The sequence below is a fragment of the Enterococcus gilvus ATCC BAA-350 genome (assembly GCF_000407545.1).
Lineage (GTDB): Bacteria > Bacillota > Bacilli > Lactobacillales > Enterococcaceae > Enterococcus_A > Enterococcus_A gilvus.
The window spans coordinates 1,807,784-1,820,471 of the sequence record NZ_ASWH01000001.1 but is presented as its reverse complement, the minus strand read 5'-3'; the positions used below and the strand labels follow the sequence as shown (position 1 = coordinate 1,820,471).

Genomic DNA, 12,688 nt, shown 5'->3' with positions numbered 1-12,688 from the left:
AGTGAGGGATTGATTTGGCTAAGAAGAAAATTCAAAAGACCAATGCGGTTCGTTTAGTGGAGCAAAAGAAAATTGCTTATAAGGAACATGAATACGCATGGAGCGAGGATGACTTAGGGGCAGGGCATGTCTCTGAACAGGTCGCGATCGCTCCTGCGCGCATCTTTAAAACACTGGTGGCTGTTGGAAACAAAACAGGTCCTGTCGTAGCGGTCATTCCCAGCGATCATGAATTGGACTTGAAGAAAATTGCGAAGGCCAGCGGCAACAAAAAGGTGGAGATGCTGCATCTGAGGGATCTGGAGGCAACGACAGGGTACATTCGCGGCGGCTGTTCACCGATCGGGATGAAGAAGCTGTTTCCAACTTTTGTGGACGCTTCAGCTGAAAATTTTGAGGAGATCGCCATCTCTGCGGGCCGCAGAGGGCTGCAAATAGAAATTGCCCCCGACGCCATCGTAGAGCTGACGCGAGGACAATTTACTGAGCTGACACATTAACCAAATGCGTGATAGGCAGCATTTGTACCTGCCACATAGCCGGTACAAAAAGCCGTCGTAATGTTGTACCCGCCTGTATACCCATTGACATCTAGCACTTCCCCGGCAAAATACAGGCCGGGGATTTTTTTGCTGGCTAATTCCTTTGGATTGACCTCTTTTAGCTCGACCCCGCCGCCGGTCACGAAGGACTTTTCCAAGCCGAACGTCTTGTTGGCGGTCATCGTCCAGTTCTTACAATAGGAAACAAAGGTCTCTATATCCTCTTTTGATGTTTGCGCATACGTTTGTTCGCTGATCCCGATCTGTTCTAAAAAGAAGAGCAGCAAGCGCTCTGGTAAAAAGCCGGTCAAGGCATTCTTTAAGTGTTTTGTAGAGGATGCGGCGCGTTCGCGAATGTCCGCCATTAAGTCAGAGGCCGAGGTTTCAGGGAAACAATCAAGTGTTAAGGTTGCTGTTTCTTGTGTGCGCAATAATTGGTTTACAAAGCTGGAACAGCGTAGAGCGGCTGGTCCTGAGACACCGAAATGCGTAAAGAGCAGATCCATCTCATGGCTGGTCACACGCTTGTTTTTAGCGTCGAGCACAGAGAGCCGAACGTCTTGCAGTGAAAGACCTTGCAGCGTTTTTTCTTCAACGAAAGCATCCGTCAGAAAGATTGGAGACTCTGTCGGGTATAACGGCGTGACATGATGTCCGACACTCTTAGCAAAGCGATAGCCGTCGCCTTGTGAGCCGGTGGAAGGATATGTGATGCCTCCGGTCGTAATGATCACGCTTTTAGCGGAGTAATCGCCTTCTGAAGTACGGACACCCTGAATGGCAGCACCGTCACTGATGATTTTTTCAACGGGTTCTTTAAAGTGCAGGGAGACGTTTAATGTTTCCAGCTCTTCTTTTAATGTATTGACGATGGTGGCAGATTTGTCCGAGACAGGGAAGATACGCCCGTGATCCTCTTCTTTCAAAGCGACCCCGCGTTCACTGAAGAAACGCATGACATCTTGGTTGTCGAATTGCGAAAACGTACTATATAAAAAGCGCCCGTTGCCGGGAATATGGACGATCAAATCATCCACGGATCGATTATTGGTCACGTTGCAGCGGCCGCCGCCCGTCATCAATAATTTTTTTCCAAGTCGTTTATTCTTCTCAAAAAGAGCCACCTGAGCCCCGTTCATTGCGGCAGTGATTGCGGCCATCATCCCAGAAGGGCCCCCGCCGATCACGATGACATCGAATTTTTTACTCATTTAGTTATCCTCATTTATCTGTAAATTTATAGTTTCTATCTTACTTTAAATCCGAACGATTGACATTCAACTTGCAGTGTATCATGAATTTCTTTCCACTTTTATTAAAAAATGATGTAAACTATGAGTATTAACTGTGAGGAGGAATTTGATGGAAGTAAAAGAATATGTTGAACAGGTTCAGAAAAACTTAGAGGCAAAAGATCCGAATCAGGAAGAATTTTTACAAGCGGTGGATGAATTTTTACCAACGGTGATCCCGTTTCTTGAAGAGCATCCAGAATATGTAGAGAAAAATATTTTAGGCATGATACTGGAGCCGGAACGTATGGTCCAATTTCGTGTGCCTTGGCAAGACGATGAAGGAAATTGGCAAGTCAATCGCGGCTACCGTGTCCAATTTAACTCAGCGATCGGCCCATATAAGGGTGGTCTGCGTTTCCACCCAAGCGTAAACTTAAGTATTTTAAAATTCTTAGGTTTTGAGCAAATCTTTAAAAATAGTTTGACTGGCTTGCCGATCGGCGGCGGTAAAGGCGGATCGGATTTTGATCCAAAAGGAAAATCTGATTCAGAAGTGATGCGCTATTGTCAAAGCTTCATGACGGAATTGTCGAAGCATATCGGGCCAAATCTGGACGTACCAGCAGGAGACATCGGTGTTGGCGGACGCGAGATTGGTTATTTGTTCGGTCAATACAAGCGTCTGCGTGAATACGACATGGGCGTGCTGACTGGTAAACCTTTAGGCTTTAATGGCAGCCTTGGACGGACGGAAGCGACAGGCTACGGGGCCGTTTACTTTGTGAAGCATCTATTGGAAGACCGCGACGATTCTTTCGAGGGCAAAAAGGTCCTTGTTTCAGGAAGCGGGAACGTGGCGATCTATGCGATTGAAAAGGCACAGGAATTAGGTGCAACAGCGATCACGTGTTCAGACTCGAATGGCTATATCTATGATAAAGACGGCATTGATGTGGCCTTATTGAAAGACATCAAGGAAGTGCGTCGTGAGCGTTTGACTGAATATGCAAAAGAGCGTCCAAATGCGGAATACCATGAAGGTTCTGTCTGGGCGTTTGAAACAGAAGCAGACATCGCGCTGCCATGTGCGACACAAAATGAGATCGATGATGAAAAAGCGGAGATCTTAGTGAAAAATGGTGTGAAAGTGGTCGCTGAAGGCGCGAATATGCCTAGTACGAACGGTGCAGTGAAATTGTATCATGAAAATGGCGTGCTTTACGGACCAGGAAAAGCAGCGAATGCTGGGGGCGTAGCAGTATCTGCTCTAGAAATGAGCCAAAACTCGCAACGTTTGGCTTGGACCAAAGATGAGGTCGACGGAAAATTAGACGACATCATGAAAAATATTTATGAAACCTGCCGCGATACCGCAGCAAAATATGCTGATAAAGATAATTTTGCAGCGGGGGCAAATATAGCTGGTTTTGAGAAAGTCGCTGCTGCGATGTTGGCGCAAGGAACTGTCTAATATTTAATGGTTTACGCTTGAAAAATAGTCAAAAGAAACGTAAAGTATAGATTGTTATGAACTGACTTTCAAGGAGGAAAAACAATGGCACACATACATTTCGATTATTCGAAAGTAGCACCATTCGTGAGCGAACATGAAATGGACTACATCAAATCTGAAGTAGCTCTAGCTCACAAAGAATTACGCGAAGGAACTGGCGCAGGAAATGATTTCCTAGGCTGGATCGACCTTCCAGTAAACTATGACAAAGATGAATTTGCTCGTATCAAAAAAGCAGCTGAAAAAATTCAATCTGATTCTGAAGTATTAGTCGTAATCGGAATCGGTGGTTCATACCTTGGAGCTCGTGCAGCAATCGAATTCTTACACCAAACGTTCTTCAACGTGTTAGACAAAGAAGATCGCAAAGCACCGCAAGTATTCTTTGCAGGAAACTCAATCAGCTCAACATATATCGCTGACTTGATCGAAGTGATCGGCGACCGTGATTTCTCAGTTAATGTGATTTCTAAATCAGGAACGACGACTGAGCCAGCAATCGCATTCCGTGTCTTCAAAGAATTATTGATCAAAAAATACGGTGAAGAAGAAGCAAACAAACGTATTTATGCGACAACAGATAAAGCCCGCGGCGCAGTTAAAGTTGAAGCAGACGCAGCAGGTTGGGAAAGCTTTGTCATTCCTGATGATGTTGGCGGACGTTTCTCTGTATTAACAGCAGTGGGTCTATTACCAATCGCAGCCAGCGGCGCAGACATCGACGCCTTGATGAAGGGTGCAGCGGATGCTCGCGAAGCTTACTCAAGCGAAAACTTAGACGAAAACGAAGCGTATCAATATGCCGCTCTTCGTAATATTCTATACCGTAAAGGGAAAGTGACTGAAATCTTGGTCAACTACGAACCAGGTATGCAATATTTCAACGAATGGTGGAAACAATTATACGGCGAATCAGAAGGAAAAGACTTGAAGGGGATCTACCCATCAAGTGCCAACTTCTCAACAGACTTGCATTCATTTGGACAATATATCCAAGAAGGCCGCCGCAACATCTTTGAAACGATCGTGAAAGTGGAAAACCCTCGTAAATCAGTGGCGATCCCTTCACAAGAATCTGACTTAGATGGCTTAGGCTACTTAGAAGGCAAAGATGTTGACTTCGTAAACTCTAAAGCGTACCAAGGAACGTTATTAGCACATACAGATGGCGGTGTTCCGAACTTCGTATTGAACATCCCTACAATGGATGCTTACACTCTAGGCTACGCAATGTACTTCTTTGAAATCGCAGTGGGTATCTCTGGCTACTTGCTAGGTGTGAACCCATTCAACCAACCAGGCGTGGAAGCATACAAGAAAAACATGTTTGCTTTGCTTGGCAAACCAGGATTTGAAGAGTTAGCAAAAGAATTGAACGATCGTCTGTAATCCATTAAGGAAGAGACGCACGTTAAATGAAACTAAAAAGCACCGCCGCTATCGGGATACGTCCGGACAGCGGCGGTGTTTTTGCGCAGCTCAATAATAATTAGAACAGTTCCTCACAAAGAAAGGACTGCTTTTTTTCCAGAAATTAAAACTTTAGCAAAAGAAATGGGTTTAGATTTGTCGCAAATCAGGAGGAATCTGGGTGGGAAAAGAGGCGCTTTTGATTGGTATACTAAAAATAATGTGTGACTAATCAAAAATAATGATTAAAAGCATAAGTATCGCACAATGAAATCGTTTTTAAACAAATAAAGATAAATAGAAAATGAACGTAAGATTAAAAATAACCGCAGTTGTTTAAGTTGATGTTTTACGAATTTTCTAACTATTGTGACATCTCCCTTGCTACAAAAGCAAAAAAAGTAATAAAAAACGTTTTCAATTTTTTCTCATTGTGTTATTATAAAAACGTAGAATTAAAGGGGGATTTATTATGGAAACTATTGAAATTGGTCTTACTTATCAATGCCGAGCGATCGGAATAGAGAAAGAAGTTGTAGGGGCGGTCGAACAACTCTACAATAATACCGTTTTGATCAATGTCGTGACATGTGATGCAGCAGATCGCGCGACAGTCATCGAACTACAAAATCGCTTATTAGTGAAATACGAAGATATCTTAAGCTGTATCGAAATCGAATGTACAGCATAATCGTTTGCAAACATGTGAAAGAATTATTTTGACAGGAAGGAGACCCGAATCATTTTTTGATTGGGGTCTTTTTTTGAAACAAAAAAACTGTGAAGAGACTTTCAGGGAGGCTCTTCACAGTCGATTTGCTTAATTGAATTGTAGAATACTGGCAGTTTTTCCTTTTATATCGTCTCCGTAGTGGGACAAAAGGCGAAGGTCATCTGTCAGAAGCCCATTGACGTGCAAGTATGGGTAAATAGACGCTTGCTGCTTGGAATGGATCGACCAGACATATACTTGTTTCTTTTGGTGCTGCAAATTCCGAATGAGCTCACCGTTGGCAGTCCGCGCTTCGATGTTCACGAAATCCAAGTTGTTCTTTGGTGCGCCTAAGAGATCAAAGGGCAAGATGTAGCCGACCTTCCAAGTAGGGAAGCGTTCCTTTAGCTGATTGGCAATGTCTAGATCCATACTTTGCAATTGATGATCCGCGAGCTGCTCTTTTAAAGGCAGCAGCTGTTGAAGGATCGTCGCCTTCGTTTTATCGGTGACTTTCAGCTCGATCAGTAGTTTCTGGTTGATCTCGTTTGCCGCCGCCAGATAGTCGGAAAATAGCGGGATGTCGCTCGTATACCCGTTCTCTTCTAAAGTGAGCTCCTTTAATTCTGCCCAAGTCGCCTCGTCGACACGAAGCTTCTTATGGGCGAGTGCTTGCAGGTCCTCATCGTGCATCACGACCAATTGGTGATCTGCGGTTTCCTGTACGTCCATTTCAACAAGATCAGGATGGTACTGGCTGCTCGTCTTTTGCAGCGCGGCGATGGAATTTTGGACACCGTTTCGTCCTGAGACGCCCCGATGAGAAATCGATATAGGCGTATTCGGGCGTTGCGTCGTGAAGGATTGCATGTATTGCAGCGTATAAAGACCGAGACAAGCAAAAACTGTCAAACTCAACCAGACGATGGAGGCCTTATTTGGGGCTTCCTTGTCTACGACCTTCTTGTCGGAGGCCGCTAAATAAAGGAAAAAGAGCGCCCAAAGGGAATTTTGGACCACGCGATAAAGCAGCAGCAGGCACATCGCACCGCTTTGACTGACTAATAGACGCGTCAGACCAATAAAACCGAGCTTAACGAGCAGGCTCGTTGCTAAAAATGCGAACGGGATCAGGAAAAAAATGAGCAACTGTTTGACTGGTCGCTTTTTCGTTTTTTCCCGACTGAGCTGAATACTTTCCTTGAGCGTCAGTCCTCGTTTCAAATATCGTGGCACCAAGATCACCCGATAAAGACCATAGAGCAGCAGCACGTATAAAAGCAGCAGCACAGGTAAAATTTTCCAGCGATACAGGAACAGAAAAGAAAGGACATCTGCTGGAAGCGGGCGCCACACTAGCAGCAACTGATAAAAACGAAAGAAAAAGAGGGGTGACAGCACGAGCCAAAACAGAAAGCTGACAAATGCCCCCTTTAGAGAAAAATTCTGAAATAGTTTTTCATTGGATTGCAGTTGACTAAAAAAGTTCCCATAAAGGAAAACCAAGGCTAAAAAAAGCACGAAATAAAATGGGTGATAAAGCGAATTCAATAGGCTTTGCCTAAAAAATAAAAAGAGACTCTCCGATAAAAAAGGGAGACCAAAGGCAAGCAGTAAAAAATTATAAATAGAGAACGTACTAAAAAAATGCGTGATCCGTCGACGTAAATAAGTCATAGTTCCTCCTGTGGTTCGATAAGCAAATATACGATATAAAATAAAATCCTGTAAAAGTGATTGTTTGCGAATTTTTTTATGGTTGGGTTTTCCCAACAGCTAAAGAAAGTATCCCTTATTATTATCGAACTTTCAAATGAAAAATGTGTGAATTTTTCTGCTGGAAAAGTCAGAATTTCCAACTATGCCTAAAGAAGGAGGAATTTTCGCAAAAAAAAAGCCCACTAAAATTAGTGGACGAGTAGGTGAGAGAGTAACGTGCCGCCTTGCAGCAAAGCCAAGCTGTATAAAAAGATGGAGGCAGGTTTTGCTAAAAAGATGATCGCACTGTATTTTTTAAAGGACATATTCGTTAAACTAGCCATCAAACAGAGGGCATCGTCTGGTGCGACTGGCAAGAAAATCGCGAGTGCGAACCATTTGTCGAAGCGCGGATCATCCAGCCAATGCTGGTATTTCTGGTAGATCTTGTCGCTGACAAGATGCATGATCAGAGGCTTGCCGTAATGTCTGCCCATTAAGAATAAAATCAAGGAACCGATCACGATTCCGATGTAGTTGTAAGCAAATCCCCAATAAGGGCCGAAGATCAAGACGCCAGCCGCAAGACTGATGCCCCCCGGAATGATCGGGATCACCACTTGGATGATTTGGATCAATACGAAGATGAGCGGTCCGGCAATTGGTGACAGCCCGACAAGTTGTCGCAGTGAATTCATATCGTTGAATACGCCTAAGCGATAAAAATAGACAGATAAACTGATCGTTATAGCAATTCCCATTATCGAAATAAGGTTTAATAGTCTCCTGGATTGAACGACACTCATTTAATTCATCCCCTTTGTCTTTCTAAAATGAAGTATAAAGGATAAATTCACAAAATGCATACGTCTGAGGTTGTAATTTGTAAATTTCCTGTGAAACTTAAAATTTACTTAGAAATTAGCTGGGAACGCTTGCATTCTTTTATGAATAAAAAGCAGGAAATAGACTCCTGCTCCTTCGAGTTACTTTGTTCTAAAGTTCGAGCGTGTCCGTTTTAACGCCCGCTCGATCAGGTTCGTGAACATGAACCCGATGGCGATCGCTCCCGAAGTAACCAGAACAGTCACGACTTTTTCCATGGATTCAGTGAACTCCTGATTCATCATATGACGAACGGCCATATAGGCGGGGCCCCCCGGAACCAACGGAACCAAACTCGGAACGTTAAAAACGATCACCGGCATGTGCATCATACGAGAGAAAAAAATACTAATAAGACCGATCATCAAGGCGCCTAAAAAATTCGAGATCCCAATATTTTGATGAAAATACGTTTGCAAGATCCAAAAAGTCATCCAACCAGCCGCACCAGTCAGGCCGCAGGCTAAAAAAGCACGGCGCGGAATATTCGTGATGACGCTGAAGGCGATCGTACTGAACATGCTAAAAAGAAAATTGATAAGAAAATTCATGAGAGACCTCCAAGTATAGTTCGTTCTATTAAAAGAAATTAAACGCGACGATGATACCGCCGCCGATCGCACCAGCAATGAATAAAGCTTCTGTGCCACGGGCAACGCCGCTGATCAAATGACCCGCCATGATATCGCGAAAGGCGTTTGTGATAGCCAGTCCGGGCACGAGGGGCATGATGGACCCAATGATCAAACTGTTGACCTCAAGTGCAGCAGAAGAAGAGACCGCCAATAAGGATAAGCTGCCGATGACCAATGCGGCAACGAAATCATTTAAAAATTTCATATGGAGCTGGTTGCCGAAAAACGTATGGACGGCAAAACCAATCATTCCGATGACAAAGGTTGGGAGAAAATCAAACCAAGTCCCATTCAAAATGATCATAAGTGTGCTGCTGACGACACCAGCCGCAATGATTTTCCACAGGTACGGAAAATCCGGTGTAACTGAATCGACTTCCTCTAAATAAAGATAGAAGTCTGGCAAAGAAAGCTCCCCATCAGCGAATTGGCGCGAGCCCTGGTTGACCGCGGTCACTTTTTCTAGATTGATGGATTGCGGTGTGATTTGAACCACTTGGCTGTTCTGCTCCGAAGGGAATCCGACGATCAAGCCTGTGGCGGTCACATAGGTTTGTATATCATCAAGGCCTGCATTGAGAGCGATTCGTTTCATCGTGTCTTCCACTCGATAAACTTCTGAGCCGGATTCCATCATGATCTTCCCAGCTTTCAAGCAAGTATTTAAAACAAGTTGTGCGTAGTTTTGCTGTTCCATTCAGTTCCTCCCCTTTACTATTTCTATACTATAGTAGATAAAATAAATAAATTAGACAAGAAAAAGAATAATGATTGTCACTGAAGGCTCAAGAAAGTATAATAAAGTAACACCAAAATTTTTTAATGAAGAGACTCATTTTAGTTTAAAGAAACAAAAATGTCTTCAAATGTATAACGATACTTTCGTTTTTTAGTGAAATAAGTTAAAATTTACAGAAATTATAAAACGGTTCCACTCTCTTTGTAAGATAAAAACGAAGGATAACACTTCATATTTGAAGAAATATCCACTAAATTTAGATAACATCTTGCATAAGGGTTGCAAAACTAATCAGTTTTTGATTAAAATAAAATGACGATAAAAATAATAACATTCTGGGAGGAATCAAAATGAGAAGAAAAGTTTACACAAAAGACCAGATTCTAAAGGCTGCCTATGAAGTTGTCGAAAATGAAGGTTTTTCTGGATTTACTGCACGTAACATCGCCAAAAAAATGGGAATCAGTACGCAACCGATCTATTTAGAATTTAAAAATATGAGTGATCTTAAGAACACATTGTTAGATGAGATCTGCAATCACCTATATTATGATATTTTCCCAGAAGTTCGTACAGGTGATACCATCATCGACTTAGGCTTGAATTATGTTTATTTTGCAAAAGAGCAAGGCAATTTGTACAATGCGCTGTACGTTCAAGAATACGGCGGCGGGAAGAAAATGCACGACTTTTCTTACAACTACTTCCACCAATTGATGCTTGAGCATCCTAAATACAGCCAATTATCTGAAAAACGCATCAACGCATTGCATGTAGGAACGTGGATTTGTGTGACGGGGATCGCGACACTGATGTCTTCTGGTATCATTGAACCGACGCAAGATGAAATCGTTCATTTGATCAATCGTACGATTAACAATATCTTAGAAGAAGAAGACACTTCTGTATTAGATTCATTATAAAATCTTGACATTTAAACGAAAAAAGGTAAGATAAATGATGCGGAAGGTTGGCAGAGTGGTAATGCACCGGACTCGAAATCCGGCGAGCCGCAGTAATGTGGTGCACGGGTTCAAATCCCGTACCTTCCTTTTATCTTACCTAAGCCCTTAGAAATTAACGTTTCTGGGGGCTTTTTTTATTTTGACCCAGACATTGACCCAGAATTGATGTAGTCAGTCATTTGGTCGACTGTTTCACGTTTCCTTTTTTCTGTGATATGCAGATAGTGAGCGCTAGTAACAGATATATCAGAATGACCCAATCTATCTTGAATATCTTTTAAGGTAGAACCAGACTCTAGCATCATTACAGCTCCGCTATGGCGCAAACCATGAATAGTTATCGTTTTTAGGTTTTCTTGTTTTAAAATCGTGAGAAGCCATTTTCTAGGTTTGGACAATTGAATAAATGAGTTATCCAGCGCTGACGAAAAAACAAGCTGATCTGGTTTCAATGAATTGTGACCAGTAATCAAGAGTTCTTTTCTTTGTTTCTTGCGCCATTTTTTCAACCAATCCATTGTAATCTGATCCAGTGGAATATCTCTAGCTGAGCTATTCGTTTTAGGTTCTTCCAAGTAAAGCCGTCTATTTTTTCCTCTAGCAAGCGTTTGAGTGATAGATATATAATTATCCTCAAAATTTACATATCGCCATTCAAGCCCTAAAATTTCGCCCATACGAGCAGAAGACATTGAGAGCAATCTAAAGAATGTTGCTATCTTCATATTTTCGTGCTTCTCTAAAGCATTCAAGAAAGTTAGCATTTCATTCCTTGAAAAATAGTTTTCTCTCTTTTTGCTGCCAATATCTTTTTTTGCTTTTGGAATCGTGATAGATTTACAAGGGTTATTATGAATTAATCTAAGTTTGATGGCATAGTCAAAAATTCGTGAAGTGTTACTAACAAATTCACGATAGCGAGCAAACTTATTTACTTTTTCATTTGCGAATTGTTGTACCATTGCTGGAGTAATTTTTGAAATCAATGTATCCCCGAAAAATGGTAAAATGTGAACTTTGTATTGCTCTGTTTGTTTCACAAAGGTAGATTCCTTAACCGTAAGCTCATAATTACCAACCCACAAATCATAGACTTGTTGGAAGGTAAGTTTGTCAGTTTTTTTGAATCCATTTTTGCTAATGTCAACTTTTAGACGGCTCAACTCTAGTTGGGCTTCTTTTTTTGTCTTAAAACCACGTCTTGTAGTAAAACGCTGCTTTCCTTCTGAATCAATACCTAAATAGGCTTTGAACATCCATGCTTTTGATCCATTTTTCTTTTCGTACTGTTTAATCATAATCTTTCCTCCATAGTGTAACAAACCGTGGGGGCGGTAGGAGGAGGCGAAAGTTAACTTAAAAAGTTTCTTACATCGTTTTGAATATTTTGAATTAATGTATTTAATTCTTCTCTTTTCAAATTACTTGGTAATTTATCTAGAGTGTCAAAAATACTGTTATACATGTAAAGATAATCATCATTATAATTTGCTTTCAGAGGTTCAATTGCAGAAGAAAGATAAATTAATTGTATAACTGATAGCTGAGAAACATCTAAAGAACTAAAAAAAGAAATCACTTCATCTTTAAAGGTGTTTTGAAAAACCGAATCAAGATTAACTGGTGAAGGACTATTCCCTCGTCCTTTTATATAGTCATCAAGTTCTTTGTTCGGAAAAAGGTCTTTAATCGTTTTTTCTCCTTCTAATAAATACAGAGTAGAAACATGAAATTTATCAGAAAGTGTCTTGATTCTTTCATTGCTAGGAATACTGATACCTTTTTCCCATCTTGACACTATACTTTTGCTTGCGGGTGGATTAAATAATTCTCCAAATTTTTGCATAGTTAGACCATTTTTAGTACGTATGGCTCTTATCCGTTTGCCAATTTCTTTTTTTTGATTTTCGTCCAAGATAACCCTCCTTTTGAAAAAAGTTTCGTGATGTTACTTGACATTAGTTTAAATCAGTTTTAAAGTATAATCAAGATGTTACGCAAAGTAACGTCTAAAAAAATAAATATAGGTTACGCAAAGGGACGTAAAAGGAAGGAGGATATAAAAATGCAATCAATGGAAGAAACATTAGCGACTTGGCGCAAAGAAGAATTTAGCCAAGCGTTAGGAATGATGAAACGCGCAATTGAGGTTCTATCTGACGAACGAGATATTGTCAAGCAAGGCGAAGCAGCAAAGTATTTTAACGTTTCAGTAAATACATTGAAAGATTGGGTGCTGCAAGGTGCACCAGAAATTCGGTTAGATTCTGGAATGCCGCTCTATTCGAAAAAAGCAATTACAGAATGGTTATTATCAAAACAAAAGTAATCACATGCCGTGGGGGCAAAGGAAT

Annotated in this window: 13 protein-coding genes and 1 tRNA gene; 7 read left to right on the top strand and 7 right to left on the bottom strand. The window is 41.5% G+C overall.

Annotated features, from left to right (window positions below; translation table 11 throughout):
- Nucleotides 1-14: 14 nt before the first annotated feature.
- On the top strand, nucleotides 15-500 hold the full coding sequence (gene ybaK / locus I592_RS08940; RefSeq protein WP_010780536.1) for a Cys-tRNA(Pro) deacylase: 486 nt from the start codon (nucleotides 15-17) through the stop codon (nucleotides 498-500).
- Here the strand turns inward: ybaK and I592_RS08935 are convergent.
- Entirely contained in the window at nucleotides 497-1,753 is a 1,257-nt protein-coding gene (locus I592_RS08935) for a BaiN/RdsA family NAD(P)/FAD-dependent oxidoreductase (RefSeq protein ID WP_010780537.1), read from the bottom strand. The genes ybaK and I592_RS08935 overlap by 4 nt on opposite strands.
- Before the next feature lie 151 nt (nucleotides 1,754-1,904).
- Here I592_RS08935 and gdhA point away from each other — a divergent pair, with 151 nt between their 5' ends.
- The 3 genes from gdhA (at nucleotide 1,905) to I592_RS08920 (ending at nucleotide 5,391) form a co-directional block, all read left to right on the top strand.
- On the top strand, nucleotides 1,905-3,248 hold the full coding sequence (gene gdhA / locus I592_RS08930) for an NADP-specific glutamate dehydrogenase (RefSeq protein WP_010780538.1): 1,344 nt from the start codon (nucleotides 1,905-1,907) through the stop codon (nucleotides 3,246-3,248).
- A gap of 84 nt (nucleotides 3,249-3,332) precedes the next feature.
- A complete protein-coding gene (locus I592_RS08925) occupies nucleotides 3,333-4,679 on the top strand; it encodes a glucose-6-phosphate isomerase (protein ID WP_010780539.1) in 1,347 nt (448 codons plus the stop codon).
- 493 nt (nucleotides 4,680-5,172) lie between these two features.
- Entirely contained in the window at nucleotides 5,173-5,391 is a 219-nt protein-coding gene (locus I592_RS08920) for a hypothetical protein (RefSeq protein WP_010780540.1), read from the top strand.
- A 129-nt stretch (nucleotides 5,392-5,520) separates the two neighbouring features.
- Here I592_RS08920 and I592_RS08915 read toward each other — a convergent pair whose 3' ends face one another.
- The 4 genes from I592_RS08915 to I592_RS08900 all read right to left on the bottom strand — a co-directional run bounded on the left by I592_RS08915 (nucleotide 5,521) and on the right by I592_RS08900 (nucleotide 9,327).
- Nucleotides 5,521-7,089 (bottom strand): glycerophosphodiester phosphodiesterase family protein, encoded by a 1,569-nt coding sequence (locus tag I592_RS08915; RefSeq protein WP_010780541.1) that lies wholly within the window; start codon nucleotides 7,087-7,089, stop codon nucleotides 5,521-5,523.
- 230 nt (nucleotides 7,090-7,319) lie between these two features.
- Nucleotides 7,320-7,916, bottom strand: a complete 597-nt coding sequence (locus tag I592_RS08910) for a TVP38/TMEM64 family protein (protein WP_010780542.1) — start codon at nucleotides 7,914-7,916, stop codon at nucleotides 7,320-7,322.
- A gap of 180 nt (nucleotides 7,917-8,096) precedes the next feature.
- Nucleotides 8,097-8,546 (bottom strand): threonine/serine exporter family protein, encoded by a 450-nt coding sequence (locus tag I592_RS08905; protein WP_010780543.1) that lies wholly within the window; start codon nucleotides 8,544-8,546, stop codon nucleotides 8,097-8,099.
- A gap of 28 nt (nucleotides 8,547-8,574) precedes the next feature.
- Nucleotides 8,575-9,327, bottom strand: a complete 753-nt coding sequence (locus I592_RS08900) for a threonine/serine exporter family protein (RefSeq protein ID WP_010780544.1) — start codon at nucleotides 9,325-9,327, stop codon at nucleotides 8,575-8,577.
- A gap of 392 nt (nucleotides 9,328-9,719) precedes the next feature.
- On the opposite strand from I592_RS08900, the gene I592_RS08895 reads away from it, so the two are divergent.
- Both I592_RS08895 and I592_RS08890 read left to right on the top strand, forming a co-directional pair.
- Nucleotides 9,720-10,292 carry a TetR/AcrR family transcriptional regulator gene (locus tag I592_RS08895; RefSeq protein ID WP_010780545.1) on the top strand — a complete coding sequence of 191 codons (573 nt, stop codon included), beginning with the start codon at nucleotides 9,720-9,722 and terminating at the stop codon, nucleotides 10,290-10,292.
- Between the two features lie 41 nt (nucleotides 10,293-10,333).
- A tRNA-Ser gene (locus I592_RS08890) sits at nucleotides 10,334-10,421 on the top strand.
- A gap of 47 nt (nucleotides 10,422-10,468) precedes the next feature.
- On the opposite strand, the gene I592_RS08885 is transcribed toward I592_RS08890, so the two are convergent.
- Both I592_RS08885 and I592_RS20715 read right to left on the bottom strand, forming a co-directional pair.
- On the bottom strand, nucleotides 10,469-11,632 hold the full coding sequence (locus I592_RS08885) for a site-specific integrase (protein ID WP_010780546.1): 1,164 nt from the start codon (nucleotides 11,630-11,632) through the stop codon (nucleotides 10,469-10,471).
- Nucleotides 11,633-11,685: 53 nt separating this feature from the next.
- The gene (locus tag I592_RS20715; protein ID WP_010780547.1) at nucleotides 11,686-12,249 is read right to left on the bottom strand and encodes a helix-turn-helix domain-containing protein; all 564 of its coding nucleotides are present in this window, start codon (nucleotides 12,247-12,249) and stop codon (nucleotides 11,686-11,688) included.
- A gap of 150 nt (nucleotides 12,250-12,399) precedes the next feature.
- Here I592_RS20715 and I592_RS08875 point away from each other — a divergent pair, with 150 nt between their 5' ends.
- The gene (locus I592_RS08875) at nucleotides 12,400-12,663 is read left to right on the top strand and encodes a hypothetical protein (protein ID WP_010780548.1); all 264 of its coding nucleotides are present in this window, start codon (nucleotides 12,400-12,402) and stop codon (nucleotides 12,661-12,663) included.
- Nucleotides 12,664-12,688: the final 25 nt, after the last annotated feature.

What these genes read in the sequence shown, in the direction of transcription:
- I592_RS08935 (WP_010780537.1), bottom strand. Translation starts at nt 1,753, where the DNA reads ATGAGTAAAAAATTCGATGTCATCGTGATCGGCGGGGGCCCTTCTGGG.
- I592_RS08905 (WP_010780543.1), bottom strand. Translation starts at nt 8,546, where the DNA reads ATGAATTTTCTTATCAATTTTCTTTTTAGCATGTTCAGTACGATCGCC.
- I592_RS08900 (WP_010780544.1), bottom strand. Translation starts at nt 9,327, where the DNA reads ATGGAACAGCAAAACTACGCACAACTTGTTTTAAATACTTGCTTGAAA.
- I592_RS08885 (WP_010780546.1), bottom strand. Translation starts at nt 11,632, where the DNA reads ATGATTAAACAGTACGAAAAGAAAAATGGATCAAAAGCATGGATGTTC.
- I592_RS08920 (WP_010780540.1), top strand. Translation starts at nt 5,173, where the DNA reads ATGGAAACTATTGAAATTGGTCTTACTTATCAATGCCGAGCGATCGGA.
- I592_RS08895 (WP_010780545.1), top strand. Translation starts at nt 9,720, where the DNA reads ATGAGAAGAAAAGTTTACACAAAAGACCAGATTCTAAAGGCTGCCTAT.
- I592_RS08925 (WP_010780539.1), top strand. Translation starts at nt 3,333, where the DNA reads ATGGCACACATACATTTCGATTATTCGAAAGTAGCACCATTCGTGAGC.
- gdhA (WP_010780538.1), top strand. Translation starts at nt 1,905, where the DNA reads ATGGAAGTAAAAGAATATGTTGAACAGGTTCAGAAAAACTTAGAGGCA.
- I592_RS08875 (WP_010780548.1), top strand. Translation starts at nt 12,400, where the DNA reads ATGCAATCAATGGAAGAAACATTAGCGACTTGGCGCAAAGAAGAATTT.
- I592_RS08910 (WP_010780542.1), bottom strand. Translation starts at nt 7,916, where the DNA reads ATGAGTGTCGTTCAATCCAGGAGACTATTAAACCTTATTTCGATAATG.
- I592_RS08915 (WP_010780541.1), bottom strand. Translation starts at nt 7,089, where the DNA reads ATGACTTATTTACGTCGACGGATCACGCATTTTTTTAGTACGTTCTCT.